General features: G+C 52.7%; 21 protein-coding genes. 14 read left to right on the top strand and 7 right to left on the bottom strand.

Annotated features, from left to right (window positions below; translation table 11 throughout):
- Positions 1-129: 129 nt before the first annotated feature.
- Complete coding sequence (trhA, locus tag U2949_RS09710) at positions 130-750, bottom strand: PAQR family membrane homeostasis protein TrhA (protein WP_009454498.1); 621 nt, start codon at positions 748-750, stop codon at positions 130-132.
- A 372-nt stretch (positions 751-1,122) separates the two neighbouring features.
- Here trhA and U2949_RS09715 point away from each other — a divergent pair, with 372 nt between their 5' ends.
- Complete coding sequence (locus U2949_RS09715) at positions 1,123-1,296, top strand: YegP family protein (protein WP_021446666.1); 174 nt, start codon at positions 1,123-1,125, stop codon at positions 1,294-1,296.
- Between the two features lie 150 nt (positions 1,297-1,446).
- Here U2949_RS09715 and U2949_RS09720 read toward each other — a convergent pair whose 3' ends face one another.
- Positions 1,447-1,851, bottom strand: a complete 405-nt coding sequence (locus U2949_RS09720) for a RidA family protein (RefSeq protein WP_026482717.1) — start codon at positions 1,849-1,851, stop codon at positions 1,447-1,449.
- A 345-nt stretch (positions 1,852-2,196) separates the two neighbouring features.
- Here U2949_RS09720 and U2949_RS09725 point away from each other — a divergent pair, with 345 nt between their 5' ends.
- The 7 genes from U2949_RS09725 (at position 2,197) to U2949_RS09755 (ending at position 7,132) form a co-directional block, all read left to right on the top strand.
- The gene (locus U2949_RS09725; protein WP_203144732.1) at positions 2,197-2,625 is read left to right on the top strand and encodes a hypothetical protein; all 429 of its coding nucleotides are present in this window, start codon (positions 2,197-2,199) and stop codon (positions 2,623-2,625) included.
- A gap of 176 nt (positions 2,626-2,801) precedes the next feature.
- Positions 2,802-3,221 carry a GFA family protein gene (locus U2949_RS09730; protein WP_257723071.1) on the top strand — a complete coding sequence of 140 codons (420 nt, stop codon included), beginning with the start codon at positions 2,802-2,804 and terminating at the stop codon, positions 3,219-3,221.
- 125 nt (positions 3,222-3,346) lie between these two features.
- On the top strand, positions 3,347-3,886 hold the full coding sequence (locus U2949_RS09735; protein ID WP_257723070.1) for a lipocalin family protein: 540 nt from the start codon (positions 3,347-3,349) through the stop codon (positions 3,884-3,886).
- 170 nt (positions 3,887-4,056) lie between these two features.
- Positions 4,057-4,866 carry an ABC transporter substrate-binding protein gene (locus U2949_RS09740; protein ID WP_026482714.1) on the top strand — a complete coding sequence of 270 codons (810 nt, stop codon included), beginning with the start codon at positions 4,057-4,059 and terminating at the stop codon, positions 4,864-4,866.
- Between the two features lie 102 nt (positions 4,867-4,968).
- A complete protein-coding gene (locus tag U2949_RS09745) occupies positions 4,969-5,703 on the top strand; it encodes an amino acid ABC transporter permease (protein WP_257723069.1) in 735 nt (244 codons plus the stop codon).
- Positions 5,703-6,401 carry an amino acid ABC transporter permease gene (locus tag U2949_RS09750; RefSeq protein WP_203144728.1) on the top strand — a complete coding sequence of 233 codons (699 nt, stop codon included), beginning with the start codon at positions 5,703-5,705 and terminating at the stop codon, positions 6,399-6,401. The genes U2949_RS09745 and U2949_RS09750 overlap by 1 nt, the downstream gene beginning before the upstream one ends.
- Complete coding sequence (locus U2949_RS09755) at positions 6,398-7,132, top strand: amino acid ABC transporter ATP-binding protein (protein WP_026482711.1); 735 nt, start codon at positions 6,398-6,400, stop codon at positions 7,130-7,132. Before U2949_RS09750 ends, U2949_RS09755 begins: the two co-directional genes overlap by 4 nt.
- A gap of 152 nt (positions 7,133-7,284) precedes the next feature.
- On the opposite strand, the gene U2949_RS09760 is transcribed toward U2949_RS09755, so the two are convergent.
- From U2949_RS09760 to U2949_RS09780, 5 genes are all read right to left on the bottom strand, one after another.
- The gene (locus U2949_RS09760; RefSeq protein ID WP_321287426.1) at positions 7,285-7,557 is read right to left on the bottom strand and encodes a hypothetical protein; all 273 of its coding nucleotides are present in this window, start codon (positions 7,555-7,557) and stop codon (positions 7,285-7,287) included.
- 103 nt (positions 7,558-7,660) lie between these two features.
- Positions 7,661-8,197, bottom strand: coding sequence for a hypothetical protein (locus U2949_RS09765; protein WP_321287428.1), 537 nt, complete (start codon positions 8,195-8,197; stop codon positions 7,661-7,663).
- Between the two features lie 56 nt (positions 8,198-8,253).
- Positions 8,254-8,574, bottom strand: coding sequence for a TM2 domain-containing protein (locus tag U2949_RS09770; RefSeq protein ID WP_026482708.1), 321 nt, complete (start codon positions 8,572-8,574; stop codon positions 8,254-8,256).
- Positions 8,575-8,582: 8 nt separating this feature from the next.
- Positions 8,583-8,900 carry a hypothetical protein gene (locus U2949_RS09775; protein ID WP_257723067.1) on the bottom strand — a complete coding sequence of 106 codons (318 nt, stop codon included), beginning with the start codon at positions 8,898-8,900 and terminating at the stop codon, positions 8,583-8,585.
- A gap of 46 nt (positions 8,901-8,946) precedes the next feature.
- Positions 8,947-10,650 carry a sigma 54-interacting transcriptional regulator gene (locus U2949_RS09780; RefSeq protein WP_321287432.1) on the bottom strand — a complete coding sequence of 568 codons (1,704 nt, stop codon included), beginning with the start codon at positions 10,648-10,650 and terminating at the stop codon, positions 8,947-8,949.
- 351 nt (positions 10,651-11,001) lie between these two features.
- Between U2949_RS09780 and U2949_RS09785 the strand changes: the two genes are divergently transcribed.
- The 6 genes from U2949_RS09785 to U2949_RS09810 all read left to right on the top strand — a co-directional run bounded on the left by U2949_RS09785 (position 11,002) and on the right by U2949_RS09810 (position 15,606).
- Positions 11,002-11,274, top strand: coding sequence for a phenol hydroxylase subunit (locus U2949_RS09785; protein WP_009454452.1), 273 nt, complete (start codon positions 11,002-11,004; stop codon positions 11,272-11,274).
- Positions 11,275-11,297: 23 nt separating this feature from the next.
- Complete coding sequence (locus tag U2949_RS09790; RefSeq protein ID WP_257723065.1) at positions 11,298-12,305, top strand: aromatic/alkene monooxygenase hydroxylase subunit beta; 1,008 nt, start codon at positions 11,298-11,300, stop codon at positions 12,303-12,305.
- A complete protein-coding gene (locus tag U2949_RS09795; protein WP_003800437.1) occupies positions 12,305-12,577 on the top strand; it encodes an MmoB/DmpM family protein in 273 nt (90 codons plus the stop codon). Before U2949_RS09790 ends, U2949_RS09795 begins: the two co-directional genes overlap by 1 nt.
- 18 nt (positions 12,578-12,595) lie before the next feature.
- Complete coding sequence (locus U2949_RS09800; RefSeq protein WP_021446663.1) at positions 12,596-14,101, top strand: aromatic/alkene/methane monooxygenase hydroxylase/oxygenase subunit alpha; 1,506 nt, start codon at positions 12,596-12,598, stop codon at positions 14,099-14,101.
- Positions 14,102-14,166: 65 nt separating this feature from the next.
- On the top strand, positions 14,167-14,529 hold the full coding sequence (locus U2949_RS09805; protein WP_226348816.1) for a phenol hydroxylase subunit P4: 363 nt from the start codon (positions 14,167-14,169) through the stop codon (positions 14,527-14,529).
- A gap of 15 nt (positions 14,530-14,544) precedes the next feature.
- Positions 14,545-15,606 carry an NADH:ubiquinone reductase (Na(+)-transporting) subunit F gene (locus tag U2949_RS09810; protein WP_321287435.1) on the top strand — a complete coding sequence of 354 codons (1,062 nt, stop codon included), beginning with the start codon at positions 14,545-14,547 and terminating at the stop codon, positions 15,604-15,606.
- The last annotated feature ends 61 nt before the right edge of the window (positions 15,607-15,667 follow it).

Consider the following 15,667-nt stretch of genomic DNA (forward strand, 5'->3'; position numbering starts at 1 on the left):
GAAAAGATCTTCGCCACAGGTCTGTATCTTTAGATGTAATCAGACTTCATCAGATATAACAGAGCTTATGTCAGTCGATTAAAAAGCCTCGGTAGAGGCTTTTTGTGTGTTCGCGCCCGGTGCTTTGCCTTACATCACAACATACTGGGAGATGGCCAGAAAATGCGCTGCGCTGCCGGCCAGCACAAACAAATGCCAAATGCCGTGCCAATGCCGGAAGCGTTCGTCAAACACAAAGAACACGATCCCGGCGGTATAAATTGCTCCTCCTGCCGCCAGCCAGGAAAAGCCTTCCGAGCCCAGATTGTCTGCCAGCGGACCCAGTGCCAGCAACACAATCCACCCCATAACGGCATAGATCACCAGCGATAGTATGCGTGCCGGCGAGCGTGGGCGGATATCTTGAAGAATGCCAATCAATGCCAAACCCCAGACCACGCCGAACAGACTCCATCCCCAAGGGCCTCGCAGCGTTACCAGGCAGAAGGGCGTGTAGCTGCCAGCAATCAACAGGTAGATGGAAAAGTGATCCAGCTTGCGGAAGACGTTTTTGGCCCGTCCCTTGAAGCAGTGGTACAAGGTGGAAATCAGGTACAGCAGGATAAGTGTGGCGCCGTAAATGGCCGTGCTGGTGATGCGCCAAGGGTCCCCGGTAAAGCTCGCCATGACAATTAGCCAGGATACGCCGCCTACAGCCAGAACTGCACCGATCAGATGTGACCAGGCATTGAAACGTTCACCGTAATACATGATGCTTTTTTCTCTCCGAACATTCGGCACGCCGATTGCAAGACTGTCGTTTTGGTCGGAAAAGCTTAGCGCATAAGTCAAGCTCTCGTATTGATCTCTGTTAGGTCAATGCGGGACATCCGTTCGCCGCTTTGGATGAGGAATGCCGGTCGATCTGTCCACCACACAAAACCTGATGAGCTGCACTTTTTTCCTTGCTTGGGTTCTTGTCTGACTTGATGGCATATCTCTTGCGCTGTCAGTAAAAGAGGTGTGGTTTGATGGCAATTCAGTCACTTGTTGGCCTGCCACGTAAACCCCAATACCTGCTGATCAACTCCAGTTTTAGGATACGGTTTGCGCGACGTGCGCTCATACCTAAAGAGGGTCATCATGAAATTTGTGCTTTACAAGGACAAAAGTGGTGAATGGCGGTGGCGATTCAAGGCCGCGAATGGGAACATTATTTGCGTTAGCTCCGAAGGCTACAGCAGTAAGCAGAGCGCACAACACAGTATTGAGTCTGTGAAAAAAGGGATGGCTGATGCTCCGGTTGTCGAGGAGTAAGCAGAGACTTTCTTTAAGTTTTTACGCGCAACTTGTAGGCTTATGAATCAAAAAAAAGCTCCCCAGCGAAAAGGGAGCCTAAAGACCTCGTCAAGATCCGAGGTCTTTTTTTATGTCGACTCCGTACGGGAGGCGACTAAACAGCAGCAATCAATCCAGCATCGCTTCAGCCTCAATCTCGATCAGCCACTCAGGCTTGGCCAATCCACTGATCAAGATCCAGGAAGAGGGTGGTGGATTGACGGGAAATCGTTTCAGCAGCGCAGCGGCTATGTCGTCTTGCTCTTGTGGTGAGCTTGCATCTTCCCGGATAAAAATCCGCAGCATGATTACCTGGTCAATCTTGCCGCCAACCTCGGCCAGGACCAGTTCAATATTGTCCAAGGCGGCTTCTGTTTGCTCGCGCATTCCGCCAGCTACGGTTTGTTCCTGAGCATCTACACCTACTTGGCCAGAGAGCATGACACGGCGGTTGCCTGTGACCACCAGGCCCTGGCTGAAACCGTATTGCAAGGAATTGAATACGGTGGAGGGATTAATAGCGCTTTTTGTCATCTTGATAAATTCATGAAAAGTTGAGTGGGTGTATTTACACACCACACTCCTACTTTGGGGCGTTACGCCGGAAAGCAAGGGCTTGCCTTTGAGGAGGCTTTTTGTGTGTTTGATAAGGGAGTGTTGAGCCCAGTCTCCAACGGCAATGGGCGGAAAAAAATTCTTTAAAATTAATTAAATTTTATTTAAAGTGTCCATCGTCTGGCTTTATGCTTTTTTGTCCGGAATATGCTGACCCTCCCTGCTATACTCGCCGCTTATTTTTTTTGGTAATAAAGGAAGCGGGAAATGAAGAAGATCGTATTTATAGCTGCCCTGTCAGTGGGCTTGGCCGGATGTGAAACGATGAACTCCATGACTAAAGGCATTGATGATGCGTTTGCCAGTGTCAATGAAGCGATGGGTGCAGGCCCGATTGCTGACACTCCGGCACAAATTTGTTCAGAGATGCGTTCCAATCATGCGCGTGCTGTGAACAAGTACAGTGGGAAAACCGTTGAGGTGACTGGCAAATTGGTGGCCATGGAGCAAAACACACTGGCCGAGGCCATGAGTGGCATGAACTCAAAAGTATGGGGCAGTGCCAAGCAGTTTGACGTTCGAGTCAGCAGCGGGCCTATCGTCTTTTCTTCCTTGATCAACCGCCGCACCGAGCAACTGAATGTGTTCAATATGGGTGACACGGTGACAATTAAAGGCCGTATCAGGACGATTGGCAAAGGGAAGTCTTGCACGATTAGCCTTGAAGAAAACATGAGCATCAAGCAGCAGTAAATGTGTAAAGGTCCGTTATGGCGGACTGCACGGATAAGCCCGCTTTGTAGCGGGCAATGTTGTTTCTGGGGCCCAGGTTTTGTTGCACCTGGCCTTGGGAAAGCCTCATATCGAATTTCCATTACGGTACGATTCAGCCGTTAGAATTGCTTATCCATCTACCTACAGAGGCTCGTATGGCAAACAATAAATCCACGATTCACGGCAACTGTCTGTGCGGTGCCGTCTCGATCAGTTTTCAGCAGCAAAAGCCTTCGATCAGCGCTTGCCATTGCGGCATCTGCCGCAGTTGGACCGGTGGCCCCTTCTTGTCGCTGGAGTCCCATGAAGCCCCAGTGATTGAAGGCGCGGAGCATGTGCGTTCCTATGCCTCTTCGGAATGGGCGGAGCGCAGTTTCTGTGATGTATGCGGTACGCACTTGTTTTACAAGCTCAAGGCCGGTGGTTTCCATGCTGTTTCTGCTGGCTTGTTCAAGGACAGCGGGAGCTGGCCGTTCGAGCTGCAGGTCTTTATTGATGACAAGCCTGACAACTACGCATTCGCTAACAAAACGCGAGAGATGACGGGCGAAGAGGTGGTTAAGCTGTTTTCCTGATGCTATGCCTGGCCGGATGCATAAGCAGGGCCAGGGGCGGTGCTTGCTGCAAACTGGACCTGTCGATCTATCAAAGGACGATTCCAGAAACTCGATCTTGGGTCATCTATAAGGAGAACTTCGTGATGAAAAGAATTCTTTTCCTGTCGCTGTCTACGTTATTGGTCGCTTGCGCTTCTTCCAATGCCGATCTGGCGACCCAGGAAGATGTAGACCTGGGTAAGTACATGGGCACCTGGTACGAGCAGGCGCGTCTACCCAATAACTTTCAGCGTGAATGTGCCGGAGATGTGCAAGCTAATTACGTGATGGAAGCGGACAAGACGATTACTGTTACCAATCGTTGTCAGGGTACGGACGGTGAGGTGAAGGAAGCCATCGGGCAGGGGCGCTTGTCGACGAGTGTGGAGCCTGCTGATCCGGCGATACTGGAAGTGCGTTTTGCTCCGAAATGGCTGTCCTGGTTCCCTATGGTGTGGGGTGACTACTGGATCATGAAGCTGGAAGGGGATTACCAGTACTCTTTGGTCGGTACGCCGGATCGGAAATATCTCTGGGTCTTGTCCCGAGAAAAACAGGCTGATCCGCAGCTTGTCAGTGACTTGCTGGATTACGCGGCATCCCAGGGCTTTGCGGTCCAGAAGGTGATTTCCACCAAGCAGTAGCGTGCATTCGATGATCGATGCTTCTGCGCCTGCATAAAACAGCATATCCTCTTAGCGTTTTTAGTTATAAGCATGGGGAAATTAGATCGTTTTGAAGAGCTTGCGGCTGTGGTCGAATGGCACGACGGTATGTATCGGACGTGCCATTTTTTTATCGGAATGTTTTTATCATGAAGTCGTTTTTAAGCATTGCCGCGACCCTTACCCTGGCGTTGGTGGCTGGAGTGGCCCAGGCTGATCGTCTGGATGACATCAAGAAAACGGGTGTCTTGAAAGTAGCGTCTTTCGACAGCAATCCACCTTTTGGTTTTGTGGATCAGAAGTCCCGCCAGATCACCGGTCTGGATGTGGATTTTGCCCAGGCTCTGGCTGACAAGCTGGGCGTGAAGCTGGAAGTTTTGCCAACCAACCCGGCCAATCGTGTGCCGCTGTTGACGTCCAATAAAGTAGACCTGGTTCTGGCCAACTTCACCATCACGGAAGAGCGCGCCAAGCAGGTTGATTTCAGCATTCCGTACTTTGCATCAGGCCAGCAGTTCCTGGCTAAAAAAGGCGTCTTGTCCTCGCCCGAGCAGTTGAACTCGCTGCGTATTGGCGTGGATAAAGGTACGGTCAATGAGATCGTCCTGCGTGAAAAATACCCTCAGGCCAAGCTGGTTGCCTATGACGATACGCCCTTCGCCTTTACCGCTTTGCGTAACGGCAATGTGCAGGCCATCACTCAGGATGGTCCCAAGCTGATTGGTTTGCTGGCCAATGTGCCGGACAAGGAAAACTATGAAATCCCGGCCTTCAGCATTTCCGAGGACTTGATCGGCATTGGTATCCCCAAAGGCGAGACAGCACTGAAGTCTTTTGTGGATGAAACTTTGCTGGAGCTGGAAAGCCAGGGCAAGGCACAAGCCATTTATGACGTCTGGTTTGGTCCTCAGTCAAAAACACCGCTGGAGCGTTTGTACCGCATCGGTCAGCAACAGTAAGTCATCACTTGCTTGCAGGCCAGCCTTGAATATTCAGGCTGGCCTTTTCCTGTTTGTGTTTTTAACAGCGGGATCGCCTGATCCTGCTTTTTGGTGTTTGCTATGCCGTCTTCTGATTTCTGGCTGGCACCCCACTATGTGGGTTGGTTGCTGCAAGGGTTCTGGGTCACGATCCAGCTCTCTTTAGTCGTCTCCTTCGCTGCAACTGTTTTGGGTTTTCTGGTTTGTATTGCCAGGTTGTCGCCCTTTGCCTGGCTGGCCTGGCCGGTACGTGCTTACCTGAGTCTGTTCCGTAATACGCCCTTGTTGGTGCAACTGTTTTTCTGGTATTTCGGTGCCTCGGCATTGATGCCGCCGGAGCTGGTTCAATGGTTGAACACCCAGCACGTCTTGCAACTGGTCTTGTTCGATGTGCATTGGCCCAGTTTCGAGATGCTGTCCGCCTTTGTAGGTTTGACGATTTACACCACGGCTTTTGTTGCAGAAGAATTTCGCTCTGGTGTGAGGGCAGTGCGCAAAGGGCAGTGGGCCGCAGCAGCCTCCTTGGGCATGTCTTCCATGCAGGTCTGGCGCTATGTAGTGATGCCGCAGGCCTTGCGTAATACCTTTCCCTCGCTGATCGGGCAGTACATGAATGTCATCAAGAACACCTCGTTGACCATGGCCATTGGCTTGGCAGAGCTGTCCTATGCGTCTCGTCAGGTGGAGACTGAAACCTTCAAAACCTTCCAGTCTTTTGGGATTGCGACGCTGTTGTATGTCTTGCTGGTCATGCTGGTTGAAGTGGGTGGGCAGTGGTTACAACGCCACCGTCTGCAAGTACGAGGTGGGCTGTAATGAACTTCGACGTAATCCATGACAATCTGCTGTACTTCCTGGTGGGGGCGTATCCGCATGGCCCTTTAGGCGGTGCTGCGTTGACGCTCTTGCTAAGCGTGCTCTCGGCAAGCTTGTCGGCCGTTCTGGGGCTGGCTTTTGGTATAGCTCTGGTCTTGACGCGCGGTGTCGCGCATACCGCTTTGCTGCTGTTCCTGGGCTTTTTCCGCGCTATCCCCGTCATCATGCTGATTTTCTGGGTGTATTTTTTACTGCCCATTTTGTTCAAGGTGGATGTGCCGGGCCTGTTTACCGTGGTCTGCGCCTTGTCCTTGATTGGCGGTGCGTATCTGGCGCACTCGGTGTTTGCGGGCATCAGCAGCTTGCCCGCGGGGCAATGGCAAGCGGGCAAGGCCCTGGGCCTGAAAACTGCCCAAATCATGAAGTCCATCATCCTGCCGCAAGCCTTGCCGGTGATGCTGCCTTCTTTTATTAATCAGTGGGTTGCCTTGATCAAGGATACATCGCTGGCCTACGTTATTGGCGTGGCGGAACTGTCTTTTGTGGCCACTCAGGTCAGTAATCGGGTCATGGTGCACCCCACTGAAATCTTCTTGTTTGTCGGGCTGATGTACTACGTGATCTGCGCAACGCTGGAGTTGATTGCGAATCGTGTGGCCCGACGTTATGACAAACATCTGCGACTGGATGGCAAATGATCCGTATCGATAGTGTTTCCAAGTGGTATGGCACGTTTCAGGTGCTCAAGAACTGCACGGCCCAGGTGGACCGTCAGGAAGTTGTGGTGGTGTGCGGGCCTTCAGGCTCGGGCAAGTCCACCTTGTTGAAAACCGTTAATGGCCTGGAACCGTTTCAGCAGGGCACGATTGTTGTGGATGGGATTTCCGTTGGCGACCCGGCGACGAATCTGCCAGACTTGCGCAGTCGGGTCGGGATGGTTTTTCAGAACTTCGAGCTGTTCCCACATTTGAATGTCTTGGCCAATCTGACCTTGGCGCAGCGTAAAGTGCTGGGCAGGAATAGTGATGAAGCCAATGAGCGGGCCTTGCTGTATCTGGATCGCGTGGGCTTGAAAGCGATGGCGGATCGCTATCCAGCCAGTTTATCGGGCGGGCAGCAACAACGTGTCGCCATTGCGCGGGCCTTGTGCATGGATCCGGTCTGCATGCTGTTTGATGAGCCTACCTCGGCCTTGGACCCTGAAATGGTCAACGAGGTGCTGGACGTGATGGTCAGCTTGGCGGAAGAGGGCATGACCATGATGTGCGTGACCCATGAGATGGGTTTTGCCCGCAAGGTGGCGGATCGGATGGTTTTCATGGATCAGGGCCAGATTCTGGAAGACGTGCCCACGGATGTATTCTTTGGGGATCTGGACGGCAGGCCACAGCGGGTGCAAACCTTTTTATCCAAAGAACTGCGTCTATAGCGTCTTTCCCGGTTGTCGCCGAGCTTGCTGGGGCGTGAGGGCAGCCTGAAAAACGCGCGAATCCACATGTAATAAAAAAGCCCGCCTGTTGAAACATGGGCGGGCTTTTTATGGGCGATGCGCCAGCTAGAGGCGTGTCGCTATACGGGGTCCTACTGTGCCGCTGTGTCAAACGAGTGCAGTAGCGACTCCGCGGCAAGAACGGCACAACGTGCCTGCTCGTGCTGCTCATGCAGGCTCAGGTAACGAGCTTCGGCCTCATCGCCGCGTGCCACGTCCCCTTGGTAGGACTGCTTCACATAGTTTGCGTACCAGATGGACTCGGTCAGGCTCAGTCCTACAAACACTTCATTGTTGTCCTGATCTTGCGACAGGGCATGGATACTCTCTAAATACGCCCGTTCACGGGGCTGAAATTCCAACATACGACTCCTTAGATAAGCCCCCATTGTAATGGGTGGGGGAAATCAGGCCAGCGCAAGGGGCAGGAGCCTGCAGTCAAGTCAGGTAAAGGGGCTGAAATGTCTGTCAGCGTATGTTGGCAATCCAGTCGTCCAAATACCATCGACGATGCAAGGTAGCAAGGTCGTCCAGCTGGTTTTTCATGACCGCAAATATTCCCCCGGTCCAGGTGCCGAAAGCCGGTTTTCCTTGTAGATCCGTGACGTTCTCGGCAAAGGTGCGGGTCAGGACGATGGGGTTTTGCCAGGCGTATTCTTTGCCGATTTTCTTGAAGTATTTTCCCGATAGAGCAAATTTCTCTGTTCCTTGATAGGCCAGAATAACTTGCTCAAATGATTTTTCACGCAAGCTGTCTGCTGTCTGAAAAAGTACGCGCATGATATCGATTTGACTGGTCTCTGCCGAGAACGATCGTAGATCAAATACCAGGACATTTGGGTTGAGGGCGTACTGATAATGGGCTCTGACTTCAATTGTTTTGTTTCTATGGTCTTTATCAAGACTCTGGGAAACGGGTTTCCAGATGGAAAAATAATTCCAGGCGAATAAAGCACTCAGTGTGCAAGTGATAAGGAAAAGTGCGATGAGTAGTGTGCGTTTCATTTGTGTATCACTGAGCCGTCTTTAAAAAAACCTTTTCAGGACGGCTCATATCATGTTTAGCCGGGCAGACCTGCATTGTTAGACAAGGAAGTGGCTAGCAAGGTATTTTTGTTGCGTACCCAGCCCGGGATCAGGAAGGCGTCTACCAGAACCCATACCAGTGCAACCCCCAACATGATCAGCCCAACCCCCATCACGCTGAGCAGTGCGCCCAGAATGGTCAGCACCAAAATGGCAATGGCGCTACCCGTTTTACCCATGTAAAAGCGATGGCCACCTAGCGTGCCCAGGAAAAACCAGAGCAGGTAGGTCACGCCCAGGCTTTTTTTGTTGGCATCATAAAGCATGGCTTGAGCAGTTGAGTTATTTGTAGACATATCAGGCCTCACGGTAAAAGTAAAATTACTTGATTAATAAAAAATAAGGAGCCATAAGGCTCCTTGATTTCTCTGCTTGCTATTCGCTTTGCCACGAATTTTTTGGATTTTTTATTGTTCCTGAAATCCGCATTATTTTTAAAAAAATCAGTTTTTCTGGTGTTGTTTTTAAAAATTGTCTTGGCGATTATAGCGACTTGGCCGTCTGTATTGTCTTTGTGTGCTGGGTTGTGGTTTTTAAGCCTGTTGGTTTCTATAAAATTTTGATGATTTTGTCTTGCGAATAATTTTCTGCCCGGGTTTTCGGATTGATTAGGCGGACTCAATTAAAGGTTTCAACTGCTCGCCAAGGCGGGCTTATTGATGCCTTGTTCAGGCTGGCATCGTCACCTTTTTTAAGCGATACGCCAACGCCGGCCGTGTCAGCCCCAGTCGTCGTGCTGCTTCTGAAATATTTCCGTTCGTTTTCTTCAGTGTCAGCTGGATGATCTGTTCTTCCAGATCATCCAGATTGAAGGGCGTTTCCAGCAGATGCTCCAGATATTGCGTCTGGTTCGCGCTGAAACAGGGCTCCTTCGCCATAAAACCTTGCGTATCCAAACTGCTCAGATACTGCAAGGCGCTTTTCTGCTGCGGGAACAGGTGGTGAGTTTCGATTTCGTGATTGTGCTCGGTCAGGATGACGCCACGTTCGATCATGTTTTCAAATTCGCGGATATTGCCTGGCCAGTCGTACTGCATCAGCAATTCCCGGCTACGGTCACTCACTCCCAGCACGTGTTTTTTGTACATGCTTGAGTATTTGTTCAGAAAGTATTCGGTCAGCAGCGGAATGTCTTCTTTACGCTCGCGCAGCGGCGGAATGTGAATGGGAAAGACATTCAGGCGGTAGTACAGGTCGGCACGGAAGGTGCCTTTCTGTACGGCTTCGGCCAAATCCTCGTTGGTGGCCGCCACCACGCGCACGTCGATATGGCGAGTGTTCTCATCACCCACGCGTTCCAGTTCCTGTTCTTGCAAGACACGCAGCAGGGCGGCTTGGGAGCGTGGCGACAGCTCCACGATTTCATCCAGAAAGATGGTGCCGCTCTGGGCACGCTCAAAACGACCTGGGCGGGATTTATGTGCGCCGGTATAAGCGCCTTTCTCGACACCAAACAGCTCGGACTCAATCAGCTCGGGGGGAATGGACGCACAGTTCACTGCGACAAAGGGTTGATCCGCCCGGTCGCTGGCGGCGTGCAGGCCGCGTGCGAAAGCTTCTTTCCCTACGCCGGTTTCCCCCAGAAGCAGCACGGACACTTTGCTTTGCGCCGCCTTTTCCAGCAGATGACAGGCGGCCTGGTAAGCGGCGGACTGACCAATGGAGTTGGGCAAGGTGAAGTTGGCGCTGGAGTGCTTGAACTCCTGTTCGCGCAACTTCACCAGCTCACATCGCAAGGCAAACAGTTCGTCCTGGACGGGATCGGGCAGCATGAAACGGTCAATCTCGGGGTCATCATCTTCCCATTCCTCGGCTGGCTTGCCCACGATCTTGCAGTGGCTATGACCCATGGCGCCGCATTGGGTTTCTTTGTAGATGATGCTCTTGCCCATATAGAAGCTGGTGTAGCCGCTGGCATAGCCCAGCAAGCTCCAACAGACCGGCTCGCTGGACTGGCCATGCTCTTTCTGGTGATTGCTGACTTCGTAAGAGTCAAACCAGTCAAATTCACCGTAGTACTGGCCTGCATCGCGGTCAAAGGTCAGGGCGGTGGGCACGACTTTGACCATGCCGCGGATGGTGTGCATTTGCGGGCCGGCCAAAAACGTCTCTTTCAGTGACAGGTCCGGGCGCACTTTTTGCGAGACCTCGGCATCTTTCATACCCGCGTGGTAGCCAAAGCGCATCAGAAAGTATTTGGCGCGCTCGCTGCCCAAAGAGGCAATCAGCTCCTTGCGTAGCTGGCCAAAACCGCTGGCGTGCAGCAAGAGCATGCGCTGCTCGCCAAACCATATTTTGCCTTCCCGCGCATCAAAACGAATGGCGTCGATCAGGTCCTGACTTAATGGCAGTGTGAGTTCAGTAGCCCCCATGGCTGTCTCCATCCTGTGATTTCTTATTGTGGTTTTGAGTGTTCTAAAACCAGTATGCCGCCTGTCTTTCTAGTGACTCAAGGAAAACATAATAGTGTCCAGAGGACGGATAAAACGGATTTTTCTAAGGTTTTACCCTAACTCAGCATTTGATGAAAACGGCGCTAAGCACTTGATCAAATGATCAATTTTCCTGCCGCCACCCCTTCGCAGGCCGCATTCCTTCTAGGCCGGGTTTCAGCTATCTCTTTAATCCTAAAGGGTTAAATCCTTCAAATTTAAAGTTGGCACGCGGTTTGCTATGAACAGGCTGTGGACACTCATGCAACAGCTTGATCAGGAGGAGAACAGATGTCAGACACGAGCTTGCCCACTTTGACAAAGTACGTACGCGTACGCAGTCCGGCCAACGCCCGTTTTGTGGAATTTGATTTTGCTATCGGCCAGCCGGACCTGTTTGTGGAGCTGGTCATGCCCCCGGCGGCGTTTGAGCAGTTCTGTCTGCAAAACAATGTCCAGCCCATGAGCGATGAGCAGATGCGGGTCAATGACGAGAACGAAGAGAAATGGCGTTTTGGTTATGACACTTTGGTCGGCAACAGTCGTCAGGCTGAAGCCCAGTAGGTTTTATTCAGGAGAACAAGAGGATGACATTAGAAATTAAAACGGCCAGTTTGCAGCCCGTGCGGCAAACCTTTGCCAACGTGGCCCGCCGCTTTGGCGAAAAACCGGCCACGCGCTACCAGGAAGCCACATACGACGCCCAGGCGACGGCCAACTTCCATTACCGACCCCTGTGGATGCCGGACAAGACCCTGAACGACCCCACACACACCGCCATTCAAATGAAGGACTGGTATGTGTTCCGTGACCCTCGTCAGTTCTACTACGGTGCTTACGTGCAAAACCGTGCCCGCATGCAGGAATCGGCTGAAACCAATTACGGTTTCTTTGAAAAGCGTGAACTGGCTCAGTATCTGAGCGAGGACGTCAAAGCCAAGGTCACTCGCTTGCTGCTGCCTTTGCGTCACATCGAGCAAACCGCCAACCTGAACTTCATGTCCGGCTCGGCTTACGGGTATGGCACTACCATTACCCAAGCCTGTCTCTATGCCGGGATGGACTCGCTGGGTATGGCGCAATACGTCTCCCGTATCGGGTTGCTGATTGATGGCAATAGTGCCGACTCCCTGAGTCAAGCCAAAGAGGCGTGGATGCAGGATCAGGCCTGGCAAGGTCTGCGCGCCTTGTGCGAAAAAACGCTGGTCCAGAAAGACTGGTTTGAACTGCTGTTGGTGCAGTCCTTGTTGATCAATACCGTGGTGCATCAAGTGGTGTATCAGGGTCTGGTCGCGGATCTGGCCAAGGAGGGCGGCCGCGATCTGGATATGCTGCTGGAGTTCATGCTGGAGTGCCATAAAGACCTGTCCAACTGGAGCGATAGCGTCTTCAAGATCGCGGCGGCTGAAAGCGAGGAAAACAAGCAGCAACTGCAAAGCTGGTTGAATCAGTGGCTGCCACAAGTGCAAGCCGCCTTCATGCCGTACATCCAGGCTGCCTTTGCCGACCAGGCGGATCAGGTCTGGGAGCAAGCGCAGGAAACCATTGCCAAACGCGTCACTAAATCAGGCTTGAGCCTGGGTGGAGAAGCCTGATGACATCCAAGGTTTATATCGGTCTGCAAGACAACGACATGTCGCGCTACATCGTCGAGGCCATCGAAGAAGACAACCCGGACGCCACGGTGATTTATCAGCCAGCCATGATTCGCATTGAGTGCGTGGGCCAGCTGACCGTCAAGCGCGAGACCGTGGAAGAAAAGTATGGGCAGCAGTGGGACATGCAGGAGCTGCATCTGAATCTGATCACCTTGGGTGGCAACGTGGATGAAGATGAAGACCGCTTGTTTTTGCACTGGAACAGCTAAATCAGAAAAGGGGGCAACATGGCCACGAAAAAACTAAATATCAAAGACAAATATCGCTATCTGACTCGTGATCTGGACTGGGAATTCAGCTACCAGGATCGCAAGGACGCCTTCCCCTACGAGGAGTTTGAGGGCATCAAGATTACCGATTGGTCCAAATGGGAAGATCCGTTCCGTCTGACAATGGACGCGTACTGGAAATACCAGGCCGAAAAAGAAAAGAAGCTGTACGCCATTTTTGATGCCTTCGCGCAGAACAATGGCCAGATGAATATTTCCGACCCGCGTTACTTGAACGCGATCAAGGTGTTTCTGACCGCGGTGACCCCGCTGGAATACCAGGCTTACCAGGGCTACTCCCATGTGGGACGTCAATTCAGCGGCATCGGCGCACGTATTGCGTGTCAGATGCAGTCGATTGACGAGCTGCGTCACGTCCAGACGCAGGTTCACGCCATGAGCCATTACAACAAGTTTTTCAATGGCTTCCAGGACTGGAGCCATATGCACGACCGTGTCTGGTACCTGTCCGTGCCCAAGTCCTTCTTTGAAGATGCCCGTGCTGCCGGCCCCTTCGAGTTCCTGCTGGCGATCAGCTTCTCTTTCGAGTACGTGCTGACCAACCTGCTGTTCGTGCCCTTCATGTCGGGTGCGGCCTACAACGGCGACATGGCTACGGTGACTTTCGGCTTCAGCTCGCAGTCTGACGAAGCACGCCACATGACACTGGGCCTGGAAGTGATCAAGTTCCTGCTGGAGCAGCACGAGGACAACGTGCCTATCGTTCAGCAGTGGATCGACAAATGGTTCTGGCGCGGCACCCGCCTGCTGTCCGTGGTCGGCATGATGATGGATTACATGCTGCCCAACAAGGTCATGTCCTGGAAAGAAGCCTGGGAGGTCTATTTCGAACAGGCTGGTGGTGCACTGTTCAAGGATCTGGCCCGCTACGGCATCCGCATGCCCAAGTACAGCGAAGTGATCGAAAAAGAGAAAGAGCACATCTCGCACCAGGCCTGGTGGATCTTCTACAACTTCGGTCACGCTGCCGGTTTCCACACCTGGATCCCCAGCGACGAGGAACTGGATTGGTTGAGCGCCAAGTACCCCGATACCTTCGACAAGTACTACCGCCCACGCTGGGAAATGGCCAAGAAGATGGAAGCCGAAGGCAAGCGCTTCTACTCCAGCGGTCTGCCGCAGCTGTGCCAGGTATGTCAGGTGCCCATGACCTTTACCGACATGGAAAAACCCGACGAAATTACCTACCGTCAAAGCCAGTACAAGGGCGAGCGCTATCACACCTGCTCGGACGGTTGCCGCGACATTTTCGAGCACGAGCCTGAAAAGTACATCCAGGCCTGGCTGCCAGTGAACCAGATCCTGCAAGGTGGCTGCGGTGGCCCGGAGCTGGAGAAGATCCTGAGCGACTACTACCAGTTGAACGTAGGTGTCGACAATATGGACTTCAAGGGTTCGGTGGACGAAGCGCGCTGGAACGAATGGAAAGGAGTGACGGCCTAGTCACACGAGAAAAAGGGCAGTGCCTTGGTGGGCACTGCCACTACCTATAAAAATTGGAGATCAATATGGCAGTTACTGCAATTACCCCGGACTACCAAGGCTATGCGCGCGACCAGCAGTCGCACTATGGCGACAGCATGTTGCTGTATATAGGCTGGGACGAGCACCTTTTGTTCTGCTCGGCCAAGGCCTTTCTGGTTCAGCCCGACATGACCGTGTCCCAGATGATCCAGCAACTGTTGCCTGCCGGCTTTGCCCAGCACCCTGACTTTGAGCAGATCGAATGGAGCAAGGTGCAATGGAATTTGAATGGCGAGGCGGTTGAACTGAATCCTGACGACACCTTGGGTGCCAAGGGCTTCGATCACAAATCCTTGTTGCGTTTCAAGACCCCGGGCCTGAATGGCTACAAGGGTACGGGCGTATAAGAGGCGGAGGCAGCAATGACGTATCAGGTAACCGTAGAACCCACAGGTGATGTGGTAGAGGTGGAAGATGGACAAACCTTGTTGGACGCTGCGTTGCGACAAGGGGTTTGGTTGCCTTTTGCCTGTGGACATGGCACGTGCGGCACCTGCAAGGTGCAGGTGCTGGAAGGCTATGCAGACGCAGGTGATGCGTCCAGCTTTGCCTTGATGGATTCGGAGCGGGACGAAGGCAAGCTGCTGGCTTGCTGTTGCCTGCCCGAATCCGATATGGTCATCGAGGCCGATATCGACGTAGACCCGGACTTCCAGGGCCTGCCGGTGGAGGACTATCAGGGCAAGGTCGTCCTGATTGAAGACTTGTCGCCCACGATCAAGCACATCCGTCTGGAACTGGATCGCCCAATGGCGTTCCAGGCCGGGCAATACATCAACCTGCATGTGCCGTCCATTGACAGCACCCGTGCCTTCTCCATCGCCAATCCGCCGTCCATGAGCGGCATTATTGATTTGCACGTACGCAAGGTAGAGGGGGGCGCAGGTACGACATGGCTACACGAGGAACTGGAAGTGGGGCAGTCTTTGGACGTATCCGGCCCTTACGGCCAATTCTTTGTGCGCAAGTCCGACCCGCAAGGCGCCATTTTCATCGCTGGCGGCTCGGGCCTGTCCAGCCCCGAATCCATGATTATGGATTTGCTGGAAGAGGGTGATACTCGTCCTATTTATCTGTTCCAGGGGGCGCGCAATAAAGCCGAGCTGTATCATGCGGATCATTTCTATCAACTAGCTGAAAAGCACGACAATTTCCACTACATTCCGGCCTTGAATGCGCCTTTGCCGGATGATGCCTGGGACGGCTTTGTGGGCTTTGTGCATGAAGCCGTGGGGCAGTTCTTTGAGCAGCGTTGCTCGGGTAACAAGGCCTACTTGTGTGGCCCGCCCCCCATGATTGAGGCGGCCATTTCCACTTTGATGCAAAGTCGCCTCTTCGAGCGCGATATTCACATGGAACAGTTCCTGACAGCCGCAGATGGTGCTACTGGCAAGGTGCGTTCGGCGTTGTTCAAGCGCATCTAAGCGGTTTTAACTGACTGCCGAGCAGACCTTTTTTCAGTGAAAAGGTCTGCGGCTGGTGGTC

Source organism: Alcaligenes phenolicus, from assembly GCF_032063905.1.
GTDB lineage: Bacteria > Pseudomonadota > Gammaproteobacteria > Burkholderiales > Burkholderiaceae_B > Alcaligenes > Alcaligenes phenolicus.

Excerpts from the sequence above, each read along its gene's own strand:
- U2949_RS09755 (WP_026482711.1), top strand. The coding sequence starts at position 6,398 with ATGATCCGTATCGATAGTGTTTCCAAGTGGTATGGCACGTTTCAGGTG.
- U2949_RS09805 (WP_226348816.1), top strand. The coding sequence starts at position 14,167 with ATGGCAGTTACTGCAATTACCCCGGACTACCAAGGCTATGCGCGCGAC.
- U2949_RS09745 (WP_257723069.1), top strand. The coding sequence starts at position 4,969 with ATGCCGTCTTCTGATTTCTGGCTGGCACCCCACTATGTGGGTTGGTTG.
- U2949_RS09770 (WP_026482708.1), bottom strand. The coding sequence starts at position 8,574 with ATGTCTACAAATAACTCAACTGCTCAAGCCATGCTTTATGATGCCAAC.
- U2949_RS09785 (WP_009454452.1), top strand. The coding sequence starts at position 11,002 with ATGTCAGACACGAGCTTGCCCACTTTGACAAAGTACGTACGCGTACGC.
- U2949_RS09715 (WP_021446666.1), top strand. The coding sequence starts at position 1,123 with ATGAAATTTGTGCTTTACAAGGACAAAAGTGGTGAATGGCGGTGGCGA.
- U2949_RS09765 (WP_321287428.1), bottom strand. The coding sequence starts at position 8,197 with ATGAAACGCACACTACTCATCGCACTTTTCCTTATCACTTGCACACTG.
- U2949_RS09750 (WP_203144728.1), top strand. The coding sequence starts at position 5,703 with ATGAACTTCGACGTAATCCATGACAATCTGCTGTACTTCCTGGTGGGG.
- U2949_RS09810 (WP_321287435.1), top strand. The coding sequence starts at position 14,545 with ATGACGTATCAGGTAACCGTAGAACCCACAGGTGATGTGGTAGAGGTG.
- U2949_RS09760 (WP_321287426.1), bottom strand. The coding sequence starts at position 7,557 with ATGTTGGAATTTCAGCCCCGTGAACGGGCGTATTTAGAGAGTATCCAT.
- U2949_RS09795 (WP_003800437.1), top strand. The coding sequence starts at position 12,305 with ATGACATCCAAGGTTTATATCGGTCTGCAAGACAACGACATGTCGCGC.
- U2949_RS09800 (WP_021446663.1), top strand. The coding sequence starts at position 12,596 with ATGGCCACGAAAAAACTAAATATCAAAGACAAATATCGCTATCTGACT.
- U2949_RS09790 (WP_257723065.1), top strand. The coding sequence starts at position 11,298 with ATGACATTAGAAATTAAAACGGCCAGTTTGCAGCCCGTGCGGCAAACC.
- U2949_RS09720 (WP_026482717.1), bottom strand. The coding sequence starts at position 1,851 with ATGACAAAAAGCGCTATTAATCCCTCCACCGTATTCAATTCCTTGCAA.
- U2949_RS09740 (WP_026482714.1), top strand. The coding sequence starts at position 4,057 with ATGAAGTCGTTTTTAAGCATTGCCGCGACCCTTACCCTGGCGTTGGTG.
- U2949_RS09730 (WP_257723071.1), top strand. The coding sequence starts at position 2,802 with ATGGCAAACAATAAATCCACGATTCACGGCAACTGTCTGTGCGGTGCC.
- U2949_RS09725 (WP_203144732.1), top strand. The coding sequence starts at position 2,197 with ATGAACTCCATGACTAAAGGCATTGATGATGCGTTTGCCAGTGTCAAT.
- U2949_RS09780 (WP_321287432.1), bottom strand. The coding sequence starts at position 10,650 with ATGGGGGCTACTGAACTCACACTGCCATTAAGTCAGGACCTGATCGAC.
- U2949_RS09735 (WP_257723070.1), top strand. The coding sequence starts at position 3,347 with ATGAAAAGAATTCTTTTCCTGTCGCTGTCTACGTTATTGGTCGCTTGC.
- trhA (WP_009454498.1), bottom strand. The coding sequence starts at position 750 with ATGTATTACGGTGAACGTTTCAATGCCTGGTCACATCTGATCGGTGCA.